Source organism: Cyanobium sp. ATX 6F1, assembly GCF_024346315.1.
Lineage (GTDB): Bacteria > Cyanobacteriota > Cyanobacteriia > PCC-6307 > Cyanobiaceae > ATX-6F1.
The window spans coordinates 245,560-271,772 of record NZ_JAGQCS010000005.1; the positions used below are offsets into that span (position 1 = coordinate 245,560).

General features: G+C 67.3%; 27 protein-coding genes. 9 read left to right on the plus strand and 18 right to left on the minus strand.

Annotated features, from left to right (window positions below):
- Positions 1 to 11: 11 nt before the first annotated feature.
- The 6 genes from lysS to KBZ13_RS09785 all read right to left on the minus strand — a co-directional run bounded on the left by lysS (position 12) and on the right by KBZ13_RS09785 (position 6,270).
- Positions 12 to 1,562: a lysine--tRNA ligase gene (gene lysS, locus KBZ13_RS09760; protein ID WP_255008659.1), complete on the minus strand. Its 1,551-nt coding sequence runs from the start codon at positions 1,560 to 1,562 to the stop codon at positions 12 to 14.
- Between the two features lie 58 nt (positions 1,563 to 1,620).
- On the minus strand, positions 1,621 to 2,430 hold the full coding sequence (rpaB, locus tag KBZ13_RS09765; RefSeq protein WP_315859620.1) for a response regulator transcription factor RpaB: 810 nt from the start codon (positions 2,428 to 2,430) through the stop codon (positions 1,621 to 1,623).
- 171 nt (positions 2,431 to 2,601) lie between these two features.
- Positions 2,602 to 3,909 (minus strand): ABC transporter substrate-binding protein, encoded by a 1,308-nt coding sequence (locus KBZ13_RS09770; protein ID WP_255008661.1) that lies wholly within the window; start codon positions 3,907 to 3,909, stop codon positions 2,602 to 2,604.
- 43 nt (positions 3,910 to 3,952) lie between these two features.
- A complete protein-coding gene (locus KBZ13_RS09775; protein WP_255008663.1) occupies positions 3,953 to 4,465 on the minus strand; it encodes a rod shape-determining protein MreD in 513 nt (170 codons plus the stop codon).
- A gap of 3 nt (positions 4,466 to 4,468) precedes the next feature.
- Complete coding sequence (mreC, locus tag KBZ13_RS09780) at positions 4,469 to 5,218, minus strand: rod shape-determining protein MreC (RefSeq protein ID WP_255008665.1); 750 nt, start codon at positions 5,216 to 5,218, stop codon at positions 4,469 to 4,471.
- A gap of 5 nt (positions 5,219 to 5,223) precedes the next feature.
- Positions 5,224 to 6,270 carry a rod shape-determining protein gene (locus KBZ13_RS09785; protein ID WP_315859621.1) on the minus strand — a complete coding sequence of 349 codons (1,047 nt, stop codon included), beginning with the start codon at positions 6,268 to 6,270 and terminating at the stop codon, positions 5,224 to 5,226.
- 185 nt (positions 6,271 to 6,455) lie between these two features.
- Between KBZ13_RS09785 and KBZ13_RS09790 the strand changes: the two genes are divergently transcribed.
- Positions 6,456 to 6,851, plus strand: coding sequence for a single-stranded DNA-binding protein (locus KBZ13_RS09790; protein WP_255008667.1), 396 nt, complete (start codon positions 6,456 to 6,458; stop codon positions 6,849 to 6,851).
- A 31-nt stretch (positions 6,852 to 6,882) separates the two neighbouring features.
- Here the strand turns inward: KBZ13_RS09790 and KBZ13_RS09795 are convergent, their stop codons facing one another.
- Together KBZ13_RS09795 and ahcY are read right to left on the minus strand one after the other, a co-directional pair.
- Positions 6,883 to 7,506, minus strand: a complete 624-nt coding sequence (locus KBZ13_RS09795) for a DedA family protein (RefSeq protein WP_255008751.1) — start codon at positions 7,504 to 7,506, stop codon at positions 6,883 to 6,885.
- Between the two features lie 176 nt (positions 7,507 to 7,682).
- Entirely contained in the window at positions 7,683 to 9,110 is a 1,428-nt protein-coding gene (ahcY, locus tag KBZ13_RS09800) for an adenosylhomocysteinase (RefSeq protein ID WP_255008668.1), read from the minus strand.
- Positions 9,111 to 9,245: 135 nt separating this feature from the next.
- On the opposite strand from ahcY, the gene tsaE reads away from it, so the two are divergent.
- Entirely contained in the window at positions 9,246 to 9,698 is a 453-nt protein-coding gene (gene tsaE, locus KBZ13_RS09805; protein WP_255008669.1) for a tRNA (adenosine(37)-N6)-threonylcarbamoyltransferase complex ATPase subunit type 1 TsaE, read from the plus strand.
- Here tsaE and KBZ13_RS09810 read toward each other — a convergent pair.
- From KBZ13_RS09810 to mgtE, 4 genes are all read right to left on the minus strand, one after another.
- Positions 9,695 to 10,699, minus strand: a complete 1,005-nt coding sequence (locus KBZ13_RS09810) for a carbohydrate kinase family protein (protein ID WP_255008670.1) — start codon at positions 10,697 to 10,699, stop codon at positions 9,695 to 9,697. The two genes, tsaE and KBZ13_RS09810, sit on opposite strands and share 4 nt — an antisense overlap.
- A 33-nt stretch (positions 10,700 to 10,732) precedes the next feature.
- On the minus strand, positions 10,733 to 11,866 hold the full coding sequence (gene mutT / locus KBZ13_RS09815; protein ID WP_261358966.1) for an 8-oxo-dGTP diphosphatase MutT: 1,134 nt from the start codon (positions 11,864 to 11,866) through the stop codon (positions 10,733 to 10,735).
- Between the two features lie 88 nt (positions 11,867 to 11,954).
- A complete protein-coding gene (locus KBZ13_RS09820) occupies positions 11,955 to 12,905 on the minus strand; it encodes an RpoD/SigA family RNA polymerase sigma factor (protein WP_255008672.1) in 951 nt (316 codons plus the stop codon).
- A gap of 191 nt (positions 12,906 to 13,096) precedes the next feature.
- Complete coding sequence (gene mgtE, locus KBZ13_RS09825) at positions 13,097 to 14,503, minus strand: magnesium transporter (protein ID WP_255008673.1); 1,407 nt, start codon at positions 14,501 to 14,503, stop codon at positions 13,097 to 13,099.
- A 97-nt stretch (positions 14,504 to 14,600) separates the two neighbouring features.
- Between mgtE and KBZ13_RS09830 the strand changes: the two genes are divergently transcribed.
- A complete protein-coding gene (locus KBZ13_RS09830) occupies positions 14,601 to 15,080 on the plus strand; it encodes a glutathione peroxidase (protein WP_255008674.1) in 480 nt (159 codons plus the stop codon).
- Here the strand turns inward: KBZ13_RS09830 and KBZ13_RS09835 are convergent.
- From KBZ13_RS09835 to gyrB, 4 genes are read right to left on the minus strand one after another with little or no spacing between them, the layout of a single operon-like run.
- Positions 15,046 to 15,462 carry a fluoride efflux transporter FluC gene (locus tag KBZ13_RS09835; RefSeq protein WP_255008675.1) on the minus strand — a complete coding sequence of 139 codons (417 nt, stop codon included), beginning with the start codon at positions 15,460 to 15,462 and terminating at the stop codon, positions 15,046 to 15,048. The genes KBZ13_RS09830 and KBZ13_RS09835 overlap by 35 nt on opposite strands.
- Positions 15,459 to 15,824 (minus strand): FluC/FEX family fluoride channel, encoded by a 366-nt coding sequence (locus KBZ13_RS09840; RefSeq protein WP_255008677.1) that lies wholly within the window; start codon positions 15,822 to 15,824, stop codon positions 15,459 to 15,461. Before KBZ13_RS09840 ends, KBZ13_RS09835 begins: the two co-directional genes overlap by 4 nt.
- Positions 15,825 to 15,837: 13 nt before the next feature.
- A complete protein-coding gene (locus KBZ13_RS09845) occupies positions 15,838 to 16,143 on the minus strand; it encodes an SH3 domain-containing protein (RefSeq protein WP_255008679.1) in 306 nt (101 codons plus the stop codon).
- Positions 16,143 to 18,101, minus strand: coding sequence for a DNA topoisomerase (ATP-hydrolyzing) subunit B (gene gyrB / locus KBZ13_RS09850; RefSeq protein WP_255008681.1), 1,959 nt, complete (start codon positions 18,099 to 18,101; stop codon positions 16,143 to 16,145). The genes KBZ13_RS09845 and gyrB overlap by 1 nt, the downstream gene beginning before the upstream one ends.
- A 148-nt stretch (positions 18,102 to 18,249) precedes the next feature.
- On the opposite strand from gyrB, the gene miaA reads away from it, so the two are divergent.
- Together miaA and infC are read left to right on the plus strand one after the other, a co-directional pair.
- Positions 18,250 to 19,152, plus strand: a complete 903-nt coding sequence (gene miaA / locus KBZ13_RS09855) for a tRNA (adenosine(37)-N6)-dimethylallyltransferase MiaA (RefSeq protein ID WP_255008683.1) — start codon at positions 18,250 to 18,252, stop codon at positions 19,150 to 19,152.
- Positions 19,153 to 19,193: 41 nt separating this feature from the next.
- Positions 19,194 to 19,796: a translation initiation factor IF-3 gene (infC, locus tag KBZ13_RS09860; RefSeq protein WP_255008684.1), complete on the plus strand. Its 603-nt coding sequence runs from the start codon at positions 19,194 to 19,196 to the stop codon at positions 19,794 to 19,796.
- 38 nt (positions 19,797 to 19,834) lie between these two features.
- Here the strand turns inward: infC and KBZ13_RS09865 are convergent, their stop codons facing one another.
- On the minus strand, positions 19,835 to 20,623 hold the full coding sequence (locus KBZ13_RS09865) for a dienelactone hydrolase family protein (protein ID WP_255008685.1): 789 nt from the start codon (positions 20,621 to 20,623) through the stop codon (positions 19,835 to 19,837).
- Positions 20,624 to 20,791: 168 nt separating this feature from the next.
- Between KBZ13_RS09865 and KBZ13_RS09870 the strand changes: the two genes are divergently transcribed.
- The 4 genes from KBZ13_RS09870 to cysE are packed head-to-tail and all read left to right on the plus strand — an operon-like array spanning position 20,792 to position 23,266.
- The gene (locus tag KBZ13_RS09870) at positions 20,792 to 21,808 is read left to right on the plus strand and encodes a GntR family transcriptional regulator (RefSeq protein ID WP_255008686.1); all 1,017 of its coding nucleotides are present in this window, start codon (positions 20,792 to 20,794) and stop codon (positions 21,806 to 21,808) included.
- Between the two features lie 30 nt (positions 21,809 to 21,838).
- Positions 21,839 to 22,108 carry a type II toxin-antitoxin system VapB family antitoxin gene (locus KBZ13_RS09875; protein ID WP_255008687.1) on the plus strand — a complete coding sequence of 90 codons (270 nt, stop codon included), beginning with the start codon at positions 21,839 to 21,841 and terminating at the stop codon, positions 22,106 to 22,108.
- Between the two features lie 17 nt (positions 22,109 to 22,125).
- Complete coding sequence (locus KBZ13_RS09880) at positions 22,126 to 22,509, plus strand: type II toxin-antitoxin system VapC family toxin (RefSeq protein WP_255008688.1); 384 nt, start codon at positions 22,126 to 22,128, stop codon at positions 22,507 to 22,509.
- Between the two features lie 16 nt (positions 22,510 to 22,525).
- The gene (cysE, locus tag KBZ13_RS09885; protein WP_255008753.1) at positions 22,526 to 23,266 is read left to right on the plus strand and encodes a serine O-acetyltransferase; all 741 of its coding nucleotides are present in this window, start codon (positions 22,526 to 22,528) and stop codon (positions 23,264 to 23,266) included.
- 23 nt (positions 23,267 to 23,289) lie between these two features.
- Here cysE and secA read toward each other — a convergent pair whose 3' ends face one another.
- Entirely contained in the window at positions 23,290 to 26,130 is a 2,841-nt protein-coding gene (secA, locus tag KBZ13_RS09890) for a preprotein translocase subunit SecA (protein ID WP_255008689.1), read from the minus strand.
- Positions 26,131 to 26,213: the final 83 nt, after the last annotated feature.

Genomic DNA, 26,213 nt, shown 5'->3' on the forward strand with positions numbered 1-26,213 from the left:
AGTCCATTATCTCACTGCGCCGGTTCGGGGTCCGAAATGGAGCTTTCCTGACCTCCCCGGCTCTCCGGCCGTAACAGCGGAAAGGCAATCACATCGCGGATGCTGGGGCTGTCGGTGAGCAGCATCGCCAGCCGATCAATGCCGATGCCCAGGCCGCCGGTGGGGGGCAAGCCCACCTCCAGGGCCTGGAGGAAGTCTTCATCCAGGCCCTGGGCCTCCAGATCCCCCGCCAGGCGCCGATCCTGCTGGGCCTCCAGCCGCTGGCGCTGGTCGATGGGGTCGGTCAGCTCACTGAAGGCATTGGCGGTTTCGCGGCCAACGATGAACAGCTCGAAGCGCTCCACCAGGCCGGGCTTGCTGCGGTGGGCCCGGGCCAGGGGTGAATTCTCCAGGGGGTAATCGATCACGAAGGTGGGCTGGATCAGATCGGCCTCCACCCGTTGCTCGAATGCCTCCACCAGCAACCGGCCCACCGAATCCGCCAGGGCCGGCGCCTCCAGCCCTGCGGCCTCCATGGCGGCGGCGGCCGCCGCCCGGTTGGGGAAGCTGGTGAAGTCCAACCCGGTGGCCTGTAGCACCAGATCGTGCATGGTGGACCGGCGCCAGGGGAGGCTGAGGTCGACCTCCGTGCCCTGGTAGGTGAGGCGGGTGCCACCGCACACCTGCACGGTCACCGCGGCGATCAGCTCCTCGGTGAGCACCATCATGTCGGTGTAGTCGGCGTAGGCCTGGTAGATCTCCACCGAGGTGAACTCGGGATTGTGGCGGGTGCTGATCCCCTCATTGCGGAAGATTCGCCCCAGCTCGTACACACGCTCGAAGCCGCCCACCACCAGCCGCTTGAGATGCAGCTCGGTGGCGATGCGCAGGGTGAGAGGGAGGTCGAGGGTGTTGTGGTGGGTCTCGAAGGGCCTGGCGTCGGCTCCCCCGGGCACGCTCTGCAGCACGGGTGTTTCGATCTCCAGAAAGCCCCGCTCATCGAGCCAGCGGCGCAGCCCGCTCACCAGCCGGGCCCGGCGCCGGAAGGTCTCGCGGGTCTGGGGGGAGACGATCAGATCCAGGTAACGCTGGCGGTAGCGCTTTTCCACATCCGCCAGGCCGTGCCACTTATCGGGCAGGGGCTGGAGCGATTTGGTCAGCATCCACCACTGCAGCACCTTCACCGAGAGCTCGCCGCGGTCGGTGCGCCGCAGGGTGCCGCGCACGCCGATCAGATCGCCGGCATCCACCAGGGAGGTGAGCTGGTCGAAGCTCTCGGGGTTATCCGGCTGGGAGGCGGCCAGGGTGGCCTTCTCGATGAACAGCTGGATCGGGCCGGATTCATCGGCCAGGGTGAAGAAGGCGAGCTTGCCCATCACCCGGCGGGTCATCACCCGGCCGGCCACCAGCACCTCCAGGTCGCGCTCCGCACCGTTGGGCAGGTCGGCGTGGTCGCGCTGCAGATCGGCCGTGTGGTGGCTGGGATCGAAGCGCAGGGCATAGGGACCCTGACCCAGGTCGGCGAGGACGCGAGCCTTGTCCAGTCGGGCCTGCTCCAGGCGGTTGAGGCGCTGCACAGGCACCGGCGGGGGATCAATCAAGAGGCCCCATCCTGCAGGAGAGGGCGCATGCAGGGAGGGCTCAGGCGCTGACGCCGACCAGGGTGGGTTCACCCACCCGCTGGGAGGCGTAGCCGGTGCCGCGCACGGTGAGGATCAGCTCCGGGTTGCGCGGATCGGGTTCGAGCTTGCCGCGCAGGCGGGCCACGTAGACGTCGACAACGCGCAGGTCGGCGGCCCGGCGGGGTGGGTAGCCCCAGAGCTGCTCGAGGATCTCCGCCCGGGGCACCACCTGGCCCGGTTCGCGGAACAGCAGCTCCAGCAGGCTGAATTCGGTGTAGGTGAGCCCGATGCGCTCGCCCTCGCGCGTCACCTGGCGGCGGTTGGTGTCCACCACCAGATCGCCGACGCGCATCACCCCGTGGCCCACGGGCAGATCCCTGGGTTCGCTGGCGGCCGAACCGCGGCCCACCCGGCGCAGGATGGTGGCGATGCGGGCTTCGAGCTCCTTGGGGCTGAAGGGCTTGGGGAGGTAATCGTCGGCTCCGAGATCCAGGCCCGCCACCCGCTCGGTGATCGCATCGAGGGCGGAGAGAAAGATGATCGGCACGCAGGATTCGGCCCGCAGCCGCCGACAGACGGCGAAGCCATCGAGCTTCGGCAGCATCACATCGAGCACCACCAGATCCGGTTGCTCCTGGTGGAAGAGGTTCAGCGCCTCCTCCCCGTCTTCCGCGCAGATCACCCGGTAGCCCGCCAGTTGCAGGCGCATCACCAACACCCGGCGCACCGCCGCCTCGTCGTCGACCACGAGCACGGTGGCCTGATGCTCGTCATGCCCGGAGTCGAAGGAATCGCCCTGATCTGGACGGGGATGGTCCTCCAATGGCATGGCGTTAAGCCGGATGAAGAAAGGCAACACTACCGCTCAGCGCGGACCCACCGAGCCCTGAAACGGCTGGGATCAGGAGGCTTTCCCCAAGTCTTAAGGATTCGTCCAGATCCCTCGGCATCCGGATCCACGCACCCCGCGGCGGCCAGCGTCAAAGCCTGCGCCGCTCCGCTAGGGCCAGCGGGCTTCGGCGTAACGGTTCCACTCCAGGGCCGCCGCCGCCAGGGCCTGGTCGCTGCTGATCTGCCCCAGCATCGCCCGCTGCAACTGCGTGTAGAGGATCGACTGCAGCCGCTTGACCCCCGGGGTGGCAGGCACCAGCACCCGGGCTCGTCCCAGGGTGGTGAGCGAGAGCTTGCGGGCGGAGACCACCTGGGCCTCGGCCGCCCCCCGGGGCTTGGCCCGCTCCAACTGCTGCCCCACCTGACGCAGGGCGCCGGTGGCCGAAGGCAGCACCTTGGCCTGTTCGGCGAAGCGGGCCTGATTGGTGGCGTTGGTGAGAAACAGCGCAAAACTGACCGCCTCACGCGGGAGCTTGCTCTGTTTGGGGACCGCCAGGTTCATCACCGCCACGTTGGCGGCGCCATCGGGGCCCACCAGCGGCGGAAAGGGGGCCGTGGCGGTGGCGACGGTGGGGGCGTTGGTCTGGATGCTGCGCAGGAACTCCGCCCCGCTGGCCACCTGGGCCAGGTCACCGCTCTGGTAGAGCTCGATCGCCCGCCGGAACCCCTGGCTCACCACCTCCCGGGGCAGCAGCCCGCGCCGGTAAAGGTCCGTCCAGAAGGCGAAGGCCCTCCGGCCCGCGGGGCTGTCGAAAGCCGCCCGCTGGCGGGCATCGGTGAGGCTCACCCCCATCTGCACCATCGATTCGAGCAACTCCGCCGAGTCGTCGGGCACCACCGTGGTGAACAGGGCATAGCGGCCGGTCTGGCGCTTGATCGCCGCCGCGTAGGCGGGCACCTCGCTCCATTGCTTCGGGGGCTGGCGATAGCCGGAGCGGGCCAGCAGGCTGCGGTTGGCCAGGGTGATGCGGGTGGTCAGGTACCAGGGGATCGTGATCTGGTGGCCATCGGCGCGGCCCGCCTGCCAGATGCGGGGCAGATAGGCGCCACCGGCGCCGGGCGGCAGCACCGGATCCAGGTTCAGAAGACCCCCCTTGCTGGCCAGGTTGGCCGCGAACAGGGGGTTGAGGTTCACCAGGTCAGGGGCGGAGCGGGCGAACACCGACGCCAGCAGCTTGCGCTCCACCGAACCCCAGGGCAGATCGGTCCAACGCACCGTCACCCCAGGGTTCTGACCTTCCCATTCGGCGATCACGGCCCGCATGTAGCCGTTGAACTTGGGGGCCAGATCCAGGGTCCAGAACTGCAGCTCCCGTTTCGGGGCCTCGGGCCTGGCGCAGCCGCCGAGCAGCAGCAGGGCAAAAGCGACGCCCGAAGCGCGAACAATCAGCTTGCGTGTCCCCCATGGGCGGGCCATGGAGGGTCGGTTTCGGGGGATCAAGGAAGAGGGCGGCAACGGCTCAACCCCGCAACGACGAGGTTCGCTGGCGCCAGAACAGCAGCTGCAGCGAGCAGATCATCGGCGCCAGCAGACCCGTGAGCAGGGTCTGGGCCAGCAGGATCGGCAGGCCGCTGAGCCGCAGCAGCTCAAGCGGAGAGCCCCCTAGGGCGAACTGAAGCATCAGGCTGAGGTTGAGCAGCAAGGTGCCCACCAGGGCCAGAAGCCCCAGGCTGAAGCTGCGCTCCAGCGGCGGCCCGTTGCGCGCCATCCGGCCCCACCACCAGCCCAGCAGCGCCAGGGCCGGCATCTGGCTGGCCCCGCCGAGGTTGAGGCCATCGAGCATCAGGCCCAGAGCAAGACCGGCCAGAGCGCCTGAGAGCGGCCCCTCCACCAGGGCCCAGGGCAACAGCCAGAGCACCGCCCAGGAGGGCGGCACCCCGGTGAGCTTGAGCACGCCCGGGGAAGCCAGCACCAGCAGGGGAACGGCCAGGGCCGTGGCCACGTACCAGGGCTGACGAGACAGCAGCGCCATGGCTCAGCGACGGCTGGAGAGCATCACCTGAACCCCGTCGATGGCCTCGATCGGAGCGCTCAGCTGCACCAACGCCTCGGGGGCCGGCATCACCTTGTCGTCCACGGCCTGAATCACCCCGACGGTGAGGTTGGGGGGTACCAATGTGCTGGCCGGGGAGGTCACCACCAGATCACCCGGTCGCACCTGGGGATCCTTCTCCAGGAACCGCAGCACCGGGCGGGCGGTGCCCAGGCCCGTGAGCAGACCATGGCGCTGGGTGCGCCCCACCCAGACGCCCACGTGGCTGCTGGTGTCCGTGAGCAGGGTGACCCGGGCCGTCACCGGGGTGACGCTGGCCACCCGGCCCAGCAGGCCACCGGGGGCCACCACGGCGTCGCCGGGCTGGATGCCCTGGAGCGACCCCCGGCCGATCACCAGCTGCTGCCACCAGCCCCCAGGTTCCCTGGAGATCACCGGCGCCATCAGCAGCTGCGGGTTGGCGTGGCTGAGGTCCAGCAGGGTGCGCAGGCGGCTGTTGTCCTGGCGCAGCTGGGCCAACTGGCTCTGATCCGAAAGCTTCTCGGCCGACTGAACCCATTCCTGCTGGGCCGAGCCCGGCCAGAACGGGGCGCTGAGCAGGGCGTAGAGCTCGCTCAAGTAAGCCCCCTTGCTCAGGCGGATGCCCACCAGGGCCAGGAACAGCAGCATCCAGGGCCAGCCCTGGACCAGCAGCCGCGCCGGGGGGACGCGAAAGGGGCGTCCAAGCGGCATCGCGATCAGTTGGTGTTGCGCGAGAAGTCAGGGGTGTCCAGCACCCGCTCCAGGCGCTTGTAGTCCTCCAGCACCCGGCCGCAGCCGTTGACCACACAGAGCAGTGGATCCTCGGCGATGTGGGTGAGGATGCCGGTCTCGTGGCTGATCAGGTCGCTGATGCCGCGCACCAGGGCGCCGCCGCCGGCGAGCATGATGCCGCGATCGACGATGTCGGCGGCCAGCTCGGGGGGGGTGCGCTCCAGGGTGCGCTTGACCGCCTCGACGATCACGTTCAGGGGTTCGGCCATGGCCTCGCGGATGTCACCGGCGCGCACATTGATCGTGCGGGGCAGACCGGAGAGCAGGTGGAGACCACGCACATCCATGGAGGTGTCGTCGTGGCGATCGTCGGGGAAGGCCGATCCGATCCGGATCTTGATGTCCTCGGCGGTGCGCTCACCCACCACGAGGTTATGGACCTTCTTGAGGTAGATGCCGATGGCCTCGCTGAGTTCGTCGCCGGCCACCCGCACCGACTCGCTCAGCACCGTGCCGCCCAGGCTCAGCACGGCCACTTCGGTGGTGCCGCCGCCGATGTCGACGATCATCGTGCCCACGGGCTCGGTGACCGGAAGACCGGCGCCGATCGCCGCCGCCACCGGCTCATCGATCAGGTGCACCTCCCGGGCGCCGGCCAGGCCCGCCTCACGCACGGCCCGCCGCTCCACGCCGGTCACGCCGCTGGGAATGCCGATCACCAGCCGGGGAGCCACGATGCCGCGGCCCTCATTGCCCTTCTGAATGAAGGACTTGATCATCATTTCAGCGGCGTCGAAGTCGGCGATCACGCCATCGCGCAGGGGGCGCACGGCCCGGATGTTCCCGGGGGTGCGACCGAGCATCAACTTGGCCTCATCGCCCACCGCCAGGGGCACCCCCTTCTCCAGATCGAGCGCCACCACCGAGGGTTCCTGCAGCACGATCCCCTTGCCGGACACGTACATCAAGGTGTTGGCCGTTCCCAGATCGATGCCGATGTCGCGTGAGAGCTGGAAACGTCGAAAGAACACAGGGGTGCCACCAAGGGGGCGAATCATAGGAGTGCTGGCCGGGCGGGCCCCTGGATGAACGGCAAACTGGGACCTGCCCCAAAAACACAGGCTGATACGTCCGGGGCCAGGGGTGGAACTCCCTGAACGAGGCGCCCCAAGAAAGTGGCGCATCATTGACCAACTACACATCAGGAGACAACGCCATGGGCGTCAATTCCGTCACCCTCGTCGGCCGGGCCGGCCGCGACCCCGAGGTGCGCTACTTCGAATCGGGCAGCGTGGTGGCCAACCTCACCCTTGCGGTCAACCGCCGCAACCGCGACGAAGAGCCCGACTGGTTCAACCTCGAGATCTGGGGCAAGCAAGCCCAGGTGGCCGCCGACTATGTCCGCAAGGGCTCCCAGCTGGGAATCATCGGTTCGCTCAAGCTCGACCGCTGGACCGACCGGGCCACCGGTGAGGAACGCAGCAAGCCGGTGGTGCGGGTGGACCGCCTCGAACTGCTGGGCTCCAAACGCGACGGCGAGCAGGGCAGTGCCTATGCCGAGGGAGGTGGCTACGGGGGAGGTGAGCCCAGCTCCGAGGAAGTGCCTTTCTGAGGGCTCTCCAGCGGGGGCGTGGCGTCTGGGGTCAGTGTGTGTTGCGGTGCTTGTTCCAGGTGCGCAGCCCCAACCAGGCCCCCAGGCCGAGCACAGAGAGCACCAACAGCACCTTGATCGCCTTGGTGAACGGCTCCATCCAAACTTCTACGTTGGTGTAGCCCTCACCCAGCATCATCCCAGCCACCGTCAGCAGCAGGGTCCAGATCAGACTGCCTGCGGTGGTCCAGATCAGGAAGGGGGCCAAAGGCATCATCTCGATCCCCGCCGGCACCGAGATCAGCGTGCGGATCCCTGGCACCAGTCGACCCCAGAACACCAGCGCCGTGCCGTGGCGGTTGAACCAGCTGCGGCTGCGGCGTAGCTCCTTGGTGCTGATGCCGATCCAGCGGCCATGGCGCTCGAGCCAATGCTCAATCCGCTCTTCGTTCACGAGGCGGCCAACGCCGTACCAGGGCAGGGCTCCGAGCACTGTGCCCAGCAAACCGGCCAGCACCACTGGAACCAAGGCGAGCTTCCCCTGCTGCACATAGAACCCCCCCAGGGGCATGATCAATTCCGAGGGAATGGGCGGAAACAAATTCTCCAGAAACATGGCGGCAAAAATCGCGCCATAACCCGCGGTCGGATTGGCCTCCACCGCCGATCCGATCATGTCGGGCAACTGTTGAACCAAATCGATGGCCACAGGAAGCGATCAGAGGGGTCGTGGCAAGTCTTCCAGACCAGCAGGCTGAGAACGCCTCCAGAGACCAAAGGCCAGGGGCACAAAAAAGCCCGACCAGAAGGCCGGGCAGGAATCAAAGGCGGCCGATCAGCCAGCCAGTTTGCTCAGTAGCGGTAGTGGTCGCTCTTGTAGGGGCCTTCCACCGGCACGTTGATGTAGGCGGCCTGGTCGGCGCTGAGCTCGGTGAGCTTGACGCCGATTTTCTCGAGGTGCAGGCGGGCGACCATCTCATCGAGATGCTTGGGCAAGACATAAACTTGTTTGCCGTACTGATCGCCTTTGGTGAACAACTCGATCTGGGCCAGCACCTGATTGGTGAAGGAGTTGGACATCACGAAGCTGGGGTGGCCGGTGGCGCAACCCAGGTTCACCAGTCGGCCCTCGGCCAGCAGGATGATCTTGTTGCCGCTGGGCAGGATGATGTGATCGACCTGGGGCTTGATGTTGTCCCAGGTGTACTGCTTGAGCGAAGCCACATCGATCTCGTTGTCGAAGTGGCCGATGTTGCAGACGATCGCCTGATCCTTCATCTGGATCAGGTGCTCATGGCGGATCACCCGGAAGTTGCCCGTGGCGGTCACGAAGATGTCCACATCGCCCACCACCTCATCGAGGCGCACCACCCGGTAGCCCTCCATGGCGGCCTGAAGGGCGCAGATCGGGTCGATCTCGGCGATCATCACGATCGCGCCGAGGCCGCGCAGCGACTGTGCTGAACCCTTGCCCACATCGCCGTAGCCCATCACCAGAGCCACCTTGCCCGCCACCATCACGTCGGTGGCGCGCTTGATGCTGTCGACCAGGGATTCGCGGCAGCCGTAGAGGTTGTCGAATTTGCTCTTGGTGACCGAATCGTTGACGTTGATGGCAGGGAAGGGCAGCTCGCCGCTCTTCTGCAGCTGGTAGAGGCGGGCAACACCGGTGGTGGTCTCCTCGGTGACGCCCTGGATGTTGGCGTGGATGCGGGAGTAGAAGCCGGGCTGGGCGGCCAGCTTCTGGCGAATCGAGTTAAAGAGGGCGGTTTCTTCTTCGTTCGAGGGGTTCTCAAGAACGGAAAGATCGCTCTCAGCTTTGGTGCCCAGAATCACCAGACCGGTGGCGTCGCCGCCATCGTCGAGGATCATGTTGGGCGTGCCGCCATCGCCCCACTCGAGGATGCGGTGGGTGAAGGCCCAATACTCATCAAGGGTTTCGCCCTTATAGGCGAACACAGGAACGTTGGCGGCAGCGATGGCCGCGGCGGCGTGGTCCTGGGTTGAGAAAATGTTGCAGGAAGCCCAGCGCACCTCGGCGCCGAGGGCCACCAGGGTTTCGATCAGAACGGCGGTCTGGATCGTCATGTGCAGCGACCCGGCGATGCGGGCACCCGCCAGGGGCTGTTCGGCGCCGTACTTCTGACGCAAGGCCATCAGGCCGGGCATCTCGGTTTCGGCGATCGCGATCTCCTTGCGGCCGAAGTCGGCCAGGCCGATGTCGGCGATCACATAGGTGTTGGTGACCTGCAGGGCAGGCGAGCTGGGGGCGGCAACCATGGGGGTTCGCGGCAGTGTGGATTGAGGTGTTGAGGGTGCGATCGGAACGGCAACCCCCCCAGGAAAAGCCTGGGGCCTGGGAATATCTGCAGAGACGCCGAGGCTTCGGGCTCGCTTGAGATGCAATCTACAGGGATGGACCAGCGTGATGTGTTCCTGGCCGACCCGTCGGCCACCGCCCGGCTGGGGGAACGTCTGGCCGTCGAGTTGCTGAGCCTGGAGCCAGCCGACCGCCTGCTGCTGCTGCGGGGCCAGCTGGGGGCGGGCAAGACCTCCCTGGTGCAGGGTCTGGCCAGCGGCCTCGGCATCGACGAGCCGGTCACCAGCCCCACCTTCGCCTTAGCCCAGCATTACCAGGGCTGCCGGGGCGAAGCACTGACCCATCTGGTCCACCTCGATCTGTACCGGCTGGAGGGGGCCTCGGCCGCTGATCTCTACCGGCAGGAGGAGGAGGAAGCCCTGGCCCTCGGAGCCGTACTGGCGGTGGAATGGCCCGAGCGGCTGCCGTTCCTGCCGGCAGGCGCCTGGTGGCTGGATCTGGAACCCGAAGCGGAGGGGCGGCGGGCCAGGTTATTCAGAGCCCCCTAGGGGGGAAGCGCCCACTCCTTCAAAGCCTTCGCCACCTGGGCCTGATCCGGTTGGGGATCGATCGCGCCGGCCCCCTGACACACCAGGGCGCCACAGGCGCAGGCAAAGGCGATCGCGTCCCGCACCTGGGCCGCCTCGGCTGCCGCCAGCAGCTCCGGCTCGGCGCACAGCCGGTGCAGCAGCCCGGCGAGGAAGGCATCCCCTGCCCCGGTGGTGTCCAGCACGGGCACGGGGGCGGGGGCCAGCTCACCGCTGTGCCCCCCCAGCCACCAGCGCACCGGTGCCTCACCATCGGAGATCACCACCGCCGGAGCCTGGGGCAGGGCGGCGGCGATCACCCTGGGGTCCCGGCGGGAGGCCCCCAGACGCTCGAACAGCCAATCCGCCTCTTCGCCGGCCAATTTCAACAGCTGCGTTCGCTCCAGCAACGGCGCCAGGATGGTCTTGGCCTCCTCAGGCCCCACGGACCAGAAACTGGGACGCCAGTTCACATCGAGAGCCACGGGCACCCCCGCGGCCGCCGCCAGCGCCACAGCTCGCCACAGGGCCTCCCCCGAAGCGGGGCTTGCCAGGGGCAGGCTGCCGATCAGCAACCAGCGGGCCGCCGGCAGCAGCTGGGCGAGGGGAGCCCCCAGGGCGGCGGCATCGAGGGCCTGATCGGCGAAGCCCTCGCCCCGATCACCGGCAAAACCACCGAAATGACGCTCACCGGAGCGCTCCCGCCGCACCAGCACGGCCCGGGTGGGCCGCCACCCATCCCACTGCAGCCCCTGGGTGTCCACGCCGCGCGCGAGCAGCAGCCGCTCAAACGCACGCCCAAACTCGTCTTCCCCGAGACGGGCCAGAAGTGCGGCGGAGGTGCCCAGCCGGGCCAGGCCGCAGGCCACGTTGGCGGGGGCCCCACCCAGGCGATCGTCGACGGGGCCCGCCAGGGCCGGGTCGCCCCCCGGCGGACCGAGCCGATCCACCAGGGCCTCGCCGAGGCAGAGCACCTTCGCCATGCCCTCAAGCTATCGGCGGTCTTCGCCGCCGCATCAACGGGTCAGTCGTTCCCTCAGGGCCGCAATGATCCGTGCATTGGCGGCCGGGAAGGGGAACTCCGCCAGCCGCTCCGGCTCCACCCAGCGCACCTGCTGGCTGGCCAGGGGCTGGGGCTCGCCCGAGCGCCAGCGACAGAGGTGCACCACGAAGCGCAGGCGCTTGTGGCTGTAGGCGTGCTCCAGGGTGATCAGTTCCTCCCCCACCTCCACCTCGATCGCCAGTTCCTCGACCAGCTCACGCACGATCGTGGCCTCGATCGCCTCCCCCGGCTCCTGCTTGCCGCCCGGGAACTCCCACAGCCCCCCCAGCAACCCCTCCTCCAGGCGCTGATCGATCAGCACCCGGCCGCTGTCATCGAGCACCACCGCCACCCCGATCACCTGGAAGGGCGGGCTCTTGCCGGGGTCGCTCACGGGGTAGGCCTGGGGATCGCCGGCAGCGTAGGCAGCGCAAGCCGATCGCCAGGGGCAGCGCCCACAGGCTGGCTGGCGGGGGGTGCAGACCGTGGCGCCCAGATCCATCAACGCCTGGTTGAAATCCCTGGGGCGCAGCGGATCCAGCAGTTCAGCGCTGAGCGCCCAGAACAGGCGCCCCTGGCGGCGGGGCGGCTCGGGATGGGCCAGCAGGCGCGCCAGAACCCTTTGGACATTGCCATCGAGGATCGGATGGGGCCGATCGAAGGCCGAGGAAAGAATGCTGCCGGCGGTGCTGCGACCGATGCCCGGCAACGCCAGCCAGCCCTCGAGCGTTCGCGGCCAGGGGTCGGCGGCCCTCTCTGCCGCCGCCGCCAGAAGCGAACCAGCCGCCTGGTGCAGGCGCCGGGCACGGGCGTAGTAGCCCAGCCCTTGCCAGTGCAGCAGCACAGCCTGCTGATCGCTCGCCGCCAGGGTGACCAGATCGGGAAAGGCCACCATCCAGCGCCGCCAGTAGGGAAGCATCACCGCCAGCTGGGTCTGCTGAAGCATCACTTCAGCCGTCCAAAGACTGAACACACACAAGGGTTCACCCGGTTCAGGCCGTGTGCCCTGTGCCGTGAGCTTCCAGGGCAGATCGTGACGGCCATGGTCCTCCCACCAAACCAGCAGGGCGGAGCGCAGGGCGGCGGGATCCCAGGGCGATGGGGTCAAGGCAGCCACGGGCACCTGACCACCAGCACATTCGGCCTGGACGCTTCGGCGCACCAGCCTTGAACCCACTGTTTTGCAGCGGGCGGTCTCAGCTCGCCACGTAGGCCGCGACGCTGTCGCTGAGGCGCCGAAGGCCGATCAGCCCATCGCGCTCCAGGTTGCGGATGCGGTCGCGGCTCATGCCCAGGATGCGGCCAATGCCGGTGAGGCTCATCGGCTCCTCCACATCGATGCCGTAGCGCATCTTCAGCACCCGGCACTGGATTTCGGGCAGCTGCTCCAGCAGGGCGCGCATGTCACCCCGCAGGCAGGCCCCATCGACGGCGTCAGAAGGCAGCTGGTCATCGCCCTGGAGCAGATCCAGCAGCTCGGTGTCATCGCCATCACCCACCTTCATCTCCAGGCTCACCGGCTGACGGGCGCGGCAGAGCAGGTCTTTGACTTCTTCTTCGGGGAGCTCCACGGCCACGGCCAGCTCACTGACGGTGGGGGTGCGGCCCAGCTCCTGGCTCAGCTCGCGCTGGCCTTTCTTGAGCTTGTTGAGGGTTTCGGTGATGTGGATCGGCAGCCGGATCGTGCGGCTCTTCTCGGCGATCGCCCGGGTGATCCCCTGGCGGATCCACCAGTAGGCGTAGGTGGAGAACTTGTAGCCGCGGGTGGGATCGAATTTCTCCACGCCGCGCACCAGGCCGATGGTGCCCTCCTGGATCAGATCCAGCAGCTCCATGTTCCGCTTGGTGTACTTCTTGGCCACGCTCACCACCAGGCGCAGGTTGGCGGCAACCATGCGCTCCTTGGCGCGGCGGCCATTGGCCAGCTTGCGCCTGAGCGCGGGAGGCTCCAGCTGGGCGGCGGCGGCCCATTCGGGCTCCGAGGGCTTGGCGCCCTGGCGCATCTCCAGCTCCTCGGCGAGCTCCTCGAGCGCCATCAGTTCCTGCACCTGGCGGCCGAGGGTGATCTCCTGCTCATGGCTGAGCAGGGGCACGCGACCGATGTCGCGCAGGTAGGAGCGCACCAGATCGCCCTCTAGGGAGGGCATCTGGCGGTTGGCCGCAGCGCTGGAGGCTTGGCCGGCGATGGGCGCGGACGCTAGGGCGATGACCACAGCGGTGTCTTGAACTTGTGTAAAGCCTAACCTAAAGAACTGTGAAGCACCTCTCAGGAAGGGCGGGATTCCGTGGTTCTGTCCCAGGCCGCCTGATCGCTTCCCCGCCCCGCCCAGGCGGAGCCTCAGCCCAGCCTCTCCAGCAGCCAGGCGGCGGTGTGCAGGTAGATGAACACGCCGGCCACGTCGGTGGCCGTGGCGATGAACGGGGCCGACATCAACGCCGGATCGAGGCCGAGGTGGTTGAACAGCAGCGGCAGGGCCGCCCCGGCGGTGGCCGCCAGGGTGGTGATCGCCACGAGGCTGAAGCCGGCCGCCCCGGCCACCACCCAGTTCCCTCCGGACACATAGGCCGCCCAGGGCACCACCACCACCACCATCAGCATGCCCAGCAGGGCACCGGCCACGGCCTCGCGGCTGATCGCACGGCCTGGCCCGAGGCTCTGGATCCGCTGGGTGCTCAGGCCCCGGATCACCACCGTGGAACTCTGGGCACCCACGTTGCCGCCGGTGCCGATCAGCAGCGGGATGAACGCCGCCAACACCACCACCTGCTTGAGCACCCCATCCATCGAGGCGATCACAGCGGCGGTGCCGCTGTTGGCGATCAGCAGGACCATCAGCCACACCACCCGGCGCCGGGCCACGGTGAACAGGTTGCTCTGGAAGTAGTCGTCTTCGTCGCCGGCCTGCACAGCGCCGGCGGCATAGAGGTCGCGGGTGGCCTCCTGCTCGATCACATCGATCACATCGTCCACGGTGACGATCCCCACCAGCCGCTGCTCCCGGTCCACCACCGGCACGGCCAGAAAGTCGTAGCGCTGGATCACCCGTGCCACCTCCTCCTGGTTGGTGTCGGTGGCGATGCTCACCACCTCGCGGGTCATCACGTCACCGACCCGGTCTTCGGGGTCGGCGACCACCAGATCCCTCAGTGAAAGGATTCCAGTGAGGTGGCGCGACGCATCGGTGATGTAGAGGCTGTAGATGGTTTCGGTGTCGCGGGCCCGGCGGCGCACGATTGAGAGGGCCTGGGCGGCGCTGTGAAACTCCTTGAGGTCAATGAATTCGGTCGTCATCAACCGACCGGCGGTTTCCGCTTCGTAGCCCAGCAACTGGGCCGTGACCCGACGCTCGGCCGGGCTGAGTTCCGCCAGCAGCCGCCGAACCACCTTGGCGGGCAGCTCATCAAACAGGCGCACCCGATCGTCGGGCGACATCTCCTCCACCAGTTCCAGCACCTCACCGGAGCGCAGCCGCTCCAGCAGGGTCTGCTGCACGGCGGGCTCGAGGTATTCGTAAATCTCGATCGCCTGGTCCTTGGGCAGCAGCCGGAAGGCCAGGGCTTGCAGGGTGCGGGGCAGGGTGCCGATCGCCTCGGCCACGTCCACCGGTTGAACGGGCTGCAACAGCAGCTTGACGCCGTCGTAGTTGCCGGCCTCGAGCAAGCTCTGCAGCTGCTGGGCCACCAGTTCCGCCAGGTCGGCGCCGCCGGAGTTGCGGCCTGAGCTGATGCCGGTTGCCTCGCTCATCGGCCTGAGGGTCAAGGCAGTCCAAGTTTATGGGGGAGCCCCCACCTCAGCGCTCCAGGGCGGCCGCTAGCTTGCCGTTGATGCACACAGGGATTCCATGGCTGTCGACGTTTCGGATGTGGTGGTGAAGGCGGCCGATGGCAGCGAGCAGCGCCTCGGGGATCGTGCCGGCAAGGTGCTGCTGATCGTCAACGTGGCCAGCCGCTGCGGCTTCACCAAGCAGTACGCCGGCCTGCAGAAACTCCAGGACACCTACGGCCCCCAGGGCCTTCAGGTGCTCGGCTTTCCCTGCAATGACTTCGGCGCCCAGGAGCCGGGAACGCTGCCGGAAATCCAGCAGTTCTGCTCCACGAGTTTTGGCGCCAGCTTCGAATTGTTTGAGAAGGTCCACGCCAAGGGCGCTGCCACCGCCCCCTACGACACCCTCAACCAGGCCGAACCCGCGGGCGAGGTGGCCTGGAATTTCGAGAAGTTCCTGATCGGCAAGGACGGCACGGTGCTCGGGCGTTTCAAGAGCGCCGTGGATCCCGAATCCGCCGAACTCAGCGGCGCGATCGAGGCGGCGTTGGCGGCCTGAGCAGCCAGCGGCTGGAGGCCTGCCCCAGGGCAGCGGCCAGCAGGCCAACGGTCAGACTGCCCGCCACCAGCAGCACAGCCCAGGCGCCGTGCCCCTGCTGCTGCAGTCGCACCACATCCAGCATCCAGGAGCTGAAGGTGGTGAGGGAACCGCAGAAGCCGATTCCCAGCAGCAGCATCACGGCACTGGCTGGCTTCAGGGGGCCCGCCAGGATTCCCAGCAGGAACGAACCGACCAGGTTCACCAGCAGATTGGCGCCGGCGCTGCCCCCCAGCACCGGCCCCAGCTGAACAACCGCCTGCCAACGCAGCAAGGCGCCCGGCACGGCCCCCGCCCCCACCAGGGCCAGTTCCTTGAGGTCAAAGCGCAGGGCGGCGCTCATGCCCCCCCCATGAGCAGGCCCAGTTCCAGGGCCAGCAGCCCCGCCAGCACCGACCCCAGCCCGAGGGCCAGCGCTTCGCGCCGCTCGCCCCGCTGCAGGGCCTGCAACACCTCAACGATGAAGGTGGAGAAGGTGCTGAGGCTGCCGAGAAATCCCGTGGACAGGAGCAGCAGCAGGCGGGGGCTGCCGGGGCTGCGCTGATCGAGGGCCACCAGCAACCCCAGGGCAAAGCTGGCGCCCACGTTGACGGCGAAGGTGGCCCAGTGCTTGCGCGGGATCAGCGGCTGGAAGTGGTTGACCAGGCGAAAACGCAGCCAGGCCCCTGGAATCGCCCCAACGGCCACCAGCAAGGTGTCCCTCAAGGCAGCACCTGCCTCAACCCACCAGCCAGCCCCGCCGTGGGGTGCCAGGCGCGGAATCCGCCTGCACCTGGAGCCAGCGGCGGCCGTTCGGGGCCACCCAGCTGCGCAGCAGCCGCAGGGGTTCGCCGGGCTGCAGGGCCACCAGGGCGGGGGCATGGCGGCGGGGAGCCAAGCGCAGGGCGACGGAATCAGCCACCAGCAGCGGCTCGGCGGCCAGGCGCCGACGCACCGCCGGCTGACGACGATCAGCCCCACCAGCGGGCAGGGCCGCCGGTGCGATCAGGGCGAAACCCAGCACCCAGGCCCAGCGCCAATCCATCAGATGTCGAGTTGGGCGAAGTCCAGCTCGGCGCTGTGGGTCTCGATGAACTCCCGGCGGGGGGCCACCTTGTCGCCCATCAGGATCGTGAAGATGCGGTCAGCCTCGGCCGCGTCTTCAATTTCCACACGTTTCATCGTGCGGGTCTCCGGGTCCATGGTGGTTTCCCAGAGTTGCTTGGGCATCATCTCCCCGAGACCCTTGAAACGCTGGATCGTGTAATTGGCCTTCTCGGGGAAAGCATCAAGGGTTTTCTTGAGATCCTGTTCGTTGTAGCAATAGGTGTGATTTTTGCCGCGCTCCACCTTGTAGAGGGGCGGGCAGGCGATGTAGATGTAGCCCCCCTCCAGCAGCATCCGCTGGTAGCGGAAGAAGAAGGTGAGGATCAGGGTGCGGATGTGGGCGCCGTCCACGTCCGCATCGGTCATGATCACGATCCGGTGGTAGCGCAGGGCGGATTCATTGAAATCCTCGCCCTTGATGCCCAGGCCCAGCCCCGTGATCAGGGCCTGAATCTCGGTGTTCTTGTAGATCTTGGCGTCATCGGTTTTCTCGATGTTGAGGATCTTGCCCCGCAGGGGCAGGATCGCCTGGAAGCGACGATCGCGGCCCTGCTTGGCGGAGCCACCGGCCGAATCCCCCTCCACGATGTAGATCTCGGACTCCCTGGGATCACGGGAGCTGCAGTCGGCCAGCTTGCCCGGCAGGGTGGAACTCTCCAGCACCGACTTGCGGCGCACGAGTTCGCGGGCCCGGCGGGCGGCCTCGGCGGCATTGAACGCCTGGATCGCCTTCTCCAGGATCAGATCGATCACCCCGGGGTTGAACTCCAGGTATTCGCTGAGGGCCGCGCCCACGAGGTTGTCGACGATGCCGCGCACCTCGGTATTGCCGAGTTTGGTCTTGGTCTGACCTTCGAACTCGGGCTCGGGCACCTTCACCGAGAGCACGGCGGTGAGGCCCTCGCGGATGTTCTCGCCGGCGAGGTTGCCTTCGGCCTCCTTGCGCTTGCCCCGCTTGCGGGCAAAAGTATTGAGCGTGCGGGTCAGCACGGTTTTCAGACCGTCGATGTGGGTGCCGCCATCGACGGTGCGGATGTTGTTGGCGAAACCGAGGATGCTGTCGGAGTAGGCATCAACGCACCACTGCAGGGCCGCCTCCACCTGAACGCCGTCTTTCTCGGAATTCACATAGATGATGTCGGGGTGCAGGGGATCCTTGTCGGTGTTCATGTAGGCGACATATTCCTTGATGCCGCCTTCGTAGAGGTAGATCTCCTCGTGGGCCTCCCCGCTGGAGCTGCGGGCCGCCTCGCGCTCGTCGCGGAAGACGATCTTGACGCCGCCGTTGAGGTAGGCCAGCTCCCGCAGCCTCCCGGAGAGGGTGTGGTAGTCGAAGGCGATGCCGCCGCTGAAGATCTCGATGTCGGGCTTGAAGCTCACCGTGGTGCCGGTGCGGCCGCTGCTGTCGGGCTCTGAAACCAGGCTGCCGATCGGGGCACCGCGCTCGAAGCGCTGGCGGTGCACCTGCCCCTGGCGCCGCACCTCCACCTCCACCCACTCGCTCAGGGCGTTCACCACCGAAATCCCCACGCCGTGGAGGCCGCCAGACACCTTGTAGCCGCCACTGCCGAACTTGCCGCCGGCGTGGAGCACCGTCATCACCGTTTCCAGCGCCGACTTGCCGGTGCGGGAGTGCACATCGGTGGGGATGCCACGGCCGTTGTCGGAGACCGTCGCCGAGCCGTCTTCCCCCAGGTGAACCAGAATCTCGCTGCAGTGGCCCGCCAGGGCCTCGTCCACGGAGTTGTCGACCACCTCATAGACGAGGTGGTGCAGACCCCGGGGGCCTGTGGTGCCGATGTACATGCCCGGCCGCTTGCGCACGGGCTCCAGGCCTTCCAGCACCTGGATCTGCTCGGCGCCGTAGGCGGCACTGACCTTGCTGGCTTCGCTCATTCCGGTGATTTGCGGCCAGGAAGGCGGGAGGAAGCGAAAAGACGCGACCTGGCAGGCTCAATCTATCACCGATGCCCCACAGCCCCGCCTGGGGGCCTCTGAGACTCCGTTCGCCCGGGGGTTCCAACCCCCCTTCTGCCCCCGCCCCTTGTCCGACCCCACGCCGCCCCTGGTGATCGCACTGCTCGGGCCCACCGCCAGCGGCAAGACCGACCTGGCGATCGAGCTGGCCCAGCGGCTTGACCTGGCGGTGATTTCGGTGGATTCGCGCCAGCTCTATGTGGGCATGGACATCGGCACGGCCAAGCCCACGGCCGCCCAGCGCCGCATGGTGCCCCACCACCTGCTGGACCTGCGCCGCCCCGATCAGCCGATCAACCTGCAGGAATTCCGCGCCGAGGCCGAAGCGGTGATCACCGCCGAGCACCGGCGGCGGGGGGTGGCGTTCCTGGTCGGGGGCAGTGGGCTCTACCTCAAGGCGATCACCCAGGGACTGTCGCCCCCGGCGGTGCCGCCCCAACCCCAGCTGCGGGCGCAGCTGCAGGCCCTCGGCCAGGCCAGTTGCCACCAGTTGCTGCGCGCGGCCGATCCGGCCTCCGCCGGGCGCATTGCCGTTGCCGATGCGGTGCGCACCCAACGGGCCCTGGAGGTGCTCTACGCCACCGGCCGGCCGCTCTCGAGCCAGCAGGGGATTGTGCCTCCGCCCTGGCGGGTCCTGGAGCTGGGGGTGAACCGGGCTGATCTGATGGAACGCATCGATCGCCGCACCGAGGCCCTCTACCAGGGGGGCCTGGTGGCGGAAACGGCCCAGCTGCTGGAGCGCTTCGGGGACCACTGCCCGCTGCTGGAGACGATCGGCTACGGCGAAGCCAAGGCCCTGCTCGCCGGGCGCCTGGAGGAGGCCGAGGCGATCGCGCTCACGGCCCGGCGCACCCGCCAGTACGCCAAGCGCCAGCGCACCTGGTTTCGCCGGCAACACCAACCGGTGTGGCTCACCACTCCGGATCTTCTCAACGAAGCGGTTCTACAGATCAGGCACGTTCTAGGCTGAAGCGTTCACGGCACCTTCCAACCGTCCACTCGCCCTTCTGAATGCCACCTCGTCCCCGTTTTGACCGCCGGGCGCCCGTCCGGGAACTGCCCAACATCAACGACCGCAGCTACGCCCAGCTGCGGGTGGTCGACTCCGACGGCAGCCAGCTCGGAGTGATCACCAGGGAAGCGGCCCTGGAGGTGGCCAAAGACCGGGAACTGGATCTGGTGCTGGTCAGCGAGAAGGCTGATCCACCGGTCTGCCGAATCATGGACTACGGCAAGTTCAAGTTCGAACAGGAGAAGAAGGCCAAGGAGGCCAAGAAGAAGTCGCACCAGACCGAGGTCAAGGAGGTCAAGATGCGCTACAAGATCGACTCCCACGACTATCAGGTGCGGATCGGTCAGGCGGTGCGCTTCCTCAAGGACGGTGACAAGGTCAAATGCACCGTGATCTTCCGGGGCCGGGAAATTCAGCACACCGCCTTGGCTGAGGTGCTGCTGTTCCGCATGGCCAAGGACCTCGAGGAGAACGCCGAGATCCAGCAGGACCCGAAGCGGGAGGGCCGCAACATGATCATGTTCCTCAGCCCCCGCAAGACGCCGCTGACCAAGGAAAAAGACGCCGCCGCCCTGGCGGCCAAGGCGGTGCGCACGCTCTGATCGGGGCGGCGAGCCGATCGGGCTCAGCTTCCGTCTGTTCAGCCCTTGCCCGTCAGTTCGGCGTCGAACAGCTCCAGCATCAGCCTCCAGCCCTCGGCCGCCGCTGCCGGCTGGAAGGCGTTCCGGGCGCTGCACATGTAGCCGTGGGCGGCGCCTTCGGCCCTGATCAGTCGGTGGCGTTCGCCGCTGGGATCGGCGGCCGCCAGGGCGCGCTCGATGGCGACCACCTCCGCCGGGGGGATCAGGGGATCAGCCCCACCGCAGAAGCACCAAAGCCTTCCAGCCACCTGATCGAGCAGCTCCAGGCTGGGGGGGCCGCCGCCGGGGCGCCCCGTGGCCACACCGGCGCCGTAGAAGTCGCAGCTGGCCACCACAGCCGGCAGTGTGGCGAGCAGCAGGGCCGCGTGGCCGCCGAAGCAGAAGCCCACGCAGCCCAGAGCAGGGCGGCCCGCTGCTGATGGCCGGGACGGATCAGGTGCCAGCTGATCCTGCAGCCAGCGGGCGGCGGCCGCACCATCGGCGAGCAGCTGGGGGGTTGTGGTGAGGTCTTTGTGCTGGCGGCCCTCCGCCAGGGAGGCGTCGTCGTAACCCAGCTCCAGATCGGGGGCGGTGCGGGCGAACAGCGGCAGCGCCAGGGCGCCGTAGCCCTCCGCCGCCAGCGCGCCGGCGACGCCGCGCACCCAGGGGTTGACCCCGAACACCTCCGGCAGCACCAGCACCCCGCCCCGCAGGGCTCCATCAGCCGGCCGGACCCACCAGCTGCGCAGAACAGTGGCGGCCACATCAGGGCCCTGGGGCACAGCAATCTCGATCCAGGAGCCGAGCACGGAACGGGGGCTGGGGGATGGGGCCAATGGAACAGGGCTGTGGAGAAAAAGGGGCTGCGACAGCTGGGGCAACTGGCACCCCTGGCACACACTCTTATGCCAAAGGGGGAATTGTCACCAGCCCCAAAGCTCCGTAGGGTGGCCGTCGTCAGCTCTGGCCCACCCGGCGTGCGATTCCACATCCAGCAGGAAAGCGACATCCCGGCGTCGACCCAGCTCTACAACCAGATCTGCTTCGCGATCGCGGCCCGTCACTACCCGCCTGGTCACCGCCTGCCGAGCACCCGCCAGCTGGCGATGCAGACCGGTCTGCACCGCAACACGATCAGCAAGGTCTACCGGCAGCTGGAGAACGACGGAGTCGTCGAGGCCATGGCCGGCTCCGGCATCTACGTGCGCGACCAGCAGAAGCCCCGGGAGCTCAAGCCCCCGGCCGGCCTGCGCAGCAAGATCCGCCCCGACATCGACCGGGAGGTGCGCCAGTGCGTCGATGGATTGCTGAATGCGGGTTGCACCCTGCAGCAGGCCAGGGAACTGCTCACCCGGGAGATCGACTGGCGCCTGCGCTGCGGCGCCCGGGTGCTGGTGAGCACCCCGCGCGAAGACATCGGCGCCTCGATGCTGATCGCCGAGGAGCTGGCCCCCAACCTGGATGTGCCCGTGGAGGTGGTGCCGATGGAGGAGCTCGAGGCGGTGCTCGAGAGCTCCAACAACGGCACGGTGGTCACCAGCCGCTACTTCCTCCAGCCCGTGGAGGAGCTGGCCAAGCGCCACGGGGTGCGTGCGGTGGCGGTGGATCTCAATGAATTCCGCCAGGAGCTCGATCTGCTCAAGGAGCTGCGGGCGGGCAGTTGTGTGGGCCTGGTGAGCATCAGCCCCGGCATCCTGCGGGCGGCGGAGGTGATCCTGCACAGCATGCGCGGCAATGAGCTGCTGGTGATGACAGCGACGCCCGATGTGAACAGCCGACTGCTGGCACTGCTGCGGGCCGCCAGCCACGTGCTCTGCGACCGCCCCAGCCTCTCGCTGGTGGAGCAGACCCTGCGCCAGAACCGCTCCCAACTGATGCGCCTGCCGCAGCTCCACTGCGCCAAGAGCTACCTGGGGGCCGCCACGATCGAACTGCTGCGCAAGGAGATCGGGCTGCAGGCCCCCCTGAGGGAGTCCCCAGGCACCGCTGGGTAGAATTCAGCCAACTTCTACCCCGGCTCTGCCATGGGGATGAACATCAAGGACGAGCGGGTCCACGCCATGGCCAAGGAGCTGGCGAGCCGCCGCGGCACCAGCGTCACCAACGCCGTGCGCCAGGCCCTGGCCGCCGAACTGGAGCGGAATGGCGAGCCCAACAGCGGGGCCGCGCTGGAGGCCAGAAAGCAGGCGATGCAAGCGTTACTGGCACGCTGCCGCGCCCTTCCCCGTCTTGATCCGCGTGAGCGGGGAGAGGTTGAGCGTGATCTTTTCGACGACGCTGTGCTGCCATGGTGATCGACAGCTCGGCCCTGGTGGCGGTGCTCCTGGGCGAGTCGGATGCAGGCGTTTACCTGAACTGCCTCAATCAGGAGCAAAGCAAGTTCATCAGCACCGCGACACTCGTCGAAGCCCAGATCGTGACGATGCGCTATCTCGGGGAGGCCGGGTTGGCCGAACTGCAGCTGCTGTTGCAACTCGGCCAGGTCAACACGGTGGCCCTGGCGCCGGCGCACGTGGCTTGGGCATTGAAGGGCTGGTGCCAATTCGGGAAAGGCAACCATCCAGCGGCGCTGAATCTGGGCGATTGCTTCAGCTACGCACTCGCCAAGGCCCTGGATCGCCCCCTGCTGTTCAAAGGATCAGACTTCGCCCAGACCGATCTTCGGCCCGCGCTGGATCTCCACCGTGAGCCCTGAACCCTCCAGCGGCCGCCTGCTTCAGGCCATCCGAGCCGATCTGGCGATCATCCAGGAACGGGACCCGGCCGCCCGCAGCAAGCTCGAGATCCTGCTCTGCTATCCGGGGTTCCATGCCCTGGTGATCCATCGCTTCAGCCACCGACTCTGGCGGCTGGGCCTGCCCCTGCTGCCGCGGCTGGTGTCCCAACTGGGCCGCACGCTGACGGGCGTGGAGATCCACCCCGGGGCGCGCATCGGCCATGGGGTGTTCATCGACCACGGCATGGGCGTGGTGATCGGTGAAACCGCCGAGATCGGCAACCGCTGCCTGCTCTACCAGGGGGTGACCCTGGGGGGCACCGGCAAGATGCACGGCAAGCGCCACCCCACCCTGATGGAGAACGTGGTGGTGGGCGCCGGCGCCAAGGTGCTGGGCGCCATCAGCGTGGGCTCCAACACCCGGATCGGCGCCGGCTCAGTGGTGCTGAAGGACGTGCCCGCCGACAGCACCGTCGTGGGGGTCCCTGGCCGGGTCGTGCACCAGTCGGGGGTGCGCATCGACCCCCTGGCCCACTCCGCCCTGCCTGACACCGAAGCCCAGGTGATCCGCAACCTGATGGAGCGGATTGATGCCCTTGAAGGTGAGCTGAGCCTGCTTCAGCGACGTCTCAGCGAAGGCGCGACCCCGGGGAGGGATGGGCTAGATGCCGGCATGTCCCAGAATCTCAAGGACCGGGAAATTATGGAGTTTCTGGGGGATGAAACCCTGCCTTAGCTGAAGGGGTTCTGGGAGGCAGCTCAGGCAGAGGCCACCGGCTCAGTGGAGGTGTCGAGCCTTGGCTCGAACATGAACATCGAATAAATCACGTTCCGGCGCATGCCGGTCATCATCTCCAGGAACATGTCGTAGCCCTCGTTCTTGTATTCGATCAGGGGATCCTTCTGGCCGTAGCCACGCAGACCCACCGATTCGCGCAGGGCATCCATGGCCTGGAGGTGTTCCCGCCAGAGGGTGTCGATCTGCTGGAGGATAAAAAAGCGCTCGGCCTCGCGCATCAGCCCCGGCCGCCCCTGCTCCACCTGCCCCTCCTTGAGGTCATAGGCATTGCGCAGCTGCTCCTGGAGAAAGGCCTTGAGCTCCTCGATGGAGAGGCCCTGCAACTGCTCGGGTTGTAGATCTTCGAGGAGATAGACAAATTCCTTGACCTTGGCCACCAGCCGCTCCAGATCCCATTCCTCAGGCGGGAGATCGGGGTTGACGTAGGCCTCGACGATGTCGTCCATGGTGCGCTCGCCATAGCCAATCACCTGCTTTTTGAGCTCACGGCCCTCCAGCACCCGCCGCCGCTCGGCGTAGACGGCCTTGCGCTGGTTGTTCATCACCTCGTCGTACTCGAACACCTGCTTGCGGATGTCGTAGTAGTAGGTCTCGACCTTCTTCTGGGCCCCCTCCAACGAACGGGTGAGCATGTTCGATTCGATCGGCATGTCCTCTTCGACCCGGAAGGCGTTCATCAATCCGGCCACACGCTCGCCTCCAAAGATGCGCAGCAGGTTGTCTTCGAGCGAAAGGAAAAAGCGTGTGCTGCCCGGGTCTCCCTGGCGGCCGGCGCGGCCCCTCAGCTGGTTGTCGACCCGGCGGGCCTCGTGGCGCTCGGTGCCGATCACATGCAGACCACCTGCTTCGCGCACCGTCACCTCATCGCGTTTCACCACCGCGTCGTATTCGGCCTTGACCCGGGCAATCAGCTCACGGAGCTGCTCGATCTGGGGATCATCGGTGGGGGCCTTCTCCGCCGCCTGGGCGATGCGGTCTTCGAGCTCAAGCACGGTGAGGGTGCGATCACCCCAGGCGGCCACCAATGCACGGGCCAGACTGCCCAGGGCCTGATCGCACTCCTCGGAGAGCGCGCAGGGGTAGAGGGTGCCGATGGCGCGTGCCTCACTCAATGGCTTGGCGGACAAGGCCGTTCCCGGAGCGAAACCGGCGGCTGGATCGCGCTGCAGGGGAATCGGGGGCTTGTGGCCCTCCTCGGGACGCACCAGCCGGGGCAGCAGCACCTCCCTGAGCTTGAGGCGGGCCATGTAGTCGGTGTTGCCGCCCAGGATGATGTCGGTGCCGCGGCCGGCCATGTTGGTGGCGATGGTCACAGCGCCGGCCCGGCCTGCCTGGGCGACGATCTCGGCCTCGCGCTCCACGTTCTCGGGCTTGGCGTTGAGCAGGTTGTGGGGGATCTCCTGTTCAGCAAGCAGGGCCGAGAGCACCTCGGATTTCTCGACGCTGGTGGTGCCCACCAGCACCGGCCGGCCGGCGCGGTGGAACTCAGCGGTCTCCGCGGCGACCGCCCGCCACTTGGCGGACTCGTTCTTGTAGACCTGATCGACCAGATCGGTGCGCGAGCGTACCCGGTTGGTGGGCACCACGGTGACCTCCAACTTGTAGGTCTTCTCGAACTCCACTTCTTCTGTCTTGGCGGTGCCGGTCATGCCGGCCAGACGCGGATAGAGCAGGAAGAAGTTCTGATAGGTGATGCTGGCCAGGGTCTGGGTTTCGGGCTGGATCGGCAGGTTTTCCTTGGATTCGATCGCCTGGTGCTGACCATCGCTCCAACGACGGCCGGGCATCACCCGGCCGGTGAACTCATCAACGATCACGGCGTCCTCATCGCGCACGATGTAGTTGACGTCCTTGATGAACAGCTCCTTGGCCTTGAGGGCGTTGGTGATGAAGTGGGCCCAGGGGTCCTCGGGATTGAACAGATCCCCCACTTCCAGCAGCTGCTCGGCCTTGGCGTAGCCCTCATCGGTGAGCGTCACGTTGCGCTGCTTCTCATCAACCTCGTAGTCGCCTTCGGGGTCGATGCCGTCCTTGGTCATGCCTTCGGCCCGCTCGAGCTGGGCGGCCACCTCGGTGGCACGGCGGTATTTCTCCTGGGGCCGCTCCACCTGACCGGAGATGATCAGGGGGGTGCGCGCCTCATCGACCAGGATCGAGTCGACCTCGTCGATGATGCAGTAATGGAACTCCTGCTGCACCACCTCGGCGATGTCATTCGCCATGTTGTCGCGCAAGTAATCGAAGCCCAGCTCGCTGTTGGTGGCGTAGGTGATGTCGCAGGCGTAATTGCGGCGGCGCTCGGCCGGGGCCATGTCCTGCTGGATCAGGCCCACCGAGAGCCCCAGGAAGCGGTGCACCTGACCCATCCACTCGGCGTCGCGGCGGGCCAGGTAGTCGTTCACCGTGACCACATGCACCCCCTTGCCGGTGAGGGCGTTGAGGTAGGCCGGCAGGGTGGCGACCAGGGTCTTGCCTTCGCCGGTCTTCATCTCGGCGATCTGACCCTCATGCAGCACCATGCCGCCCAGCAGCTGCACGTCGAAATGGCGCATGCCCAGCACCCGCTTGCCCGCCTCGCGCACCACGGCGAAGGCCTCGGGCAGCAGTTCATCGAGCAGCTGACGCTGGCGCACCGGCGTCTCCGCCTTGGCTAAGGCCTCCCGGAAGGAGGCGGTCTTGGCGCGCAGGTCTTCGTCGGAGAGGGGAGCGACGTCCTCCTCCAGCAGGTTGATGTCCGAAACCAGGGGCTGGAAACGCTTCAGCTTGCGGGCGTTGGGATCCCCCAGCAGCAGCTTGAGCATGGAAAGCGGACCAGCCAGATCAGGGCACCCTATCACCGCGCAGCCAGGCCCTGTAGGGCAAAAGCAAGCTGGCGCAGGGGTTT

Excerpts from the sequence above, each read along its gene's own strand:
- KBZ13_RS09830 (WP_255008674.1), top strand. The coding sequence starts at position 14,601 with ATGGCTGTCGACGTTTCGGATGTGGTGGTGAAGGCGGCCGATGGCAGC.
- KBZ13_RS09770 (WP_255008661.1), bottom strand. The coding sequence starts at position 3,909 with ATGGCCCGCCCATGGGGGACACGCAAGCTGATTGTTCGCGCTTCGGGC.
- KBZ13_RS09810 (WP_255008670.1), bottom strand. The coding sequence starts at position 10,699 with ATGGCGAAGGTGCTCTGCCTCGGCGAGGCCCTGGTGGATCGGCTCGGT.
- ahcY (WP_255008668.1), bottom strand. The coding sequence starts at position 9,110 with ATGGTTGCCGCCCCCAGCTCGCCTGCCCTGCAGGTCACCAACACCTAT.
- KBZ13_RS09820 (WP_255008672.1), bottom strand. The coding sequence starts at position 12,905 with ATGCCCTCCCTAGAGGGCGATCTGGTGCGCTCCTACCTGCGCGACATC.
- KBZ13_RS09845 (WP_255008679.1), bottom strand. The coding sequence starts at position 16,143 with ATGGATTGGCGCTGGGCCTGGGTGCTGGGTTTCGCCCTGATCGCACCG.
- KBZ13_RS09795 (WP_255008751.1), bottom strand. The coding sequence starts at position 7,506 with ATGATCGGATCGGCGGTGGAGGCCAATCCGACCGCGGGTTATGGCGCG.
- secA (WP_255008689.1), bottom strand. The coding sequence starts at position 26,130 with ATGCTCAAGCTGCTGCTGGGGGATCCCAACGCCCGCAAGCTGAAGCGT.
- KBZ13_RS09790 (WP_255008667.1), top strand. The coding sequence starts at position 6,456 with ATGGGCGTCAATTCCGTCACCCTCGTCGGCCGGGCCGGCCGCGACCCC.
- tsaE (WP_255008669.1), top strand. The coding sequence starts at position 9,246 with ATGGACCAGCGTGATGTGTTCCTGGCCGACCCGTCGGCCACCGCCCGG.
- mgtE (WP_255008673.1), bottom strand. The coding sequence starts at position 14,503 with ATGAGCGAGGCAACCGGCATCAGCTCAGGCCGCAACTCCGGCGGCGCC.
- gyrB (WP_255008681.1), bottom strand. The coding sequence starts at position 18,101 with ATGAGCGAAGCCAGCAAGGTCAGTGCCGCCTACGGCGCCGAGCAGATC.
- KBZ13_RS09835 (WP_255008675.1), bottom strand. The coding sequence starts at position 15,462 with ATGAGCGCCGCCCTGCGCTTTGACCTCAAGGAACTGGCCCTGGTGGGG.
- rpaB (WP_315859620.1), bottom strand. The coding sequence starts at position 2,430 with ATGCCATTGGAGGACCATCCCCGTCCAGATCAGGGCGATTCCTTCGAC.
- infC (WP_255008684.1), top strand. The coding sequence starts at position 19,194 with ATGCCACCTCGTCCCCGTTTTGACCGCCGGGCGCCCGTCCGGGAACTG.
- KBZ13_RS09775 (WP_255008663.1), bottom strand. The coding sequence starts at position 4,465 with ATGGCGCTGCTGTCTCGTCAGCCCTGGTACGTGGCCACGGCCCTGGCC.
- mreC (WP_255008665.1), bottom strand. The coding sequence starts at position 5,218 with ATGCCGCTTGGACGCCCCTTTCGCGTCCCCCCGGCGCGGCTGCTGGTC.
- KBZ13_RS09875 (WP_255008687.1), top strand. The coding sequence starts at position 21,839 with ATGGGGATGAACATCAAGGACGAGCGGGTCCACGCCATGGCCAAGGAG.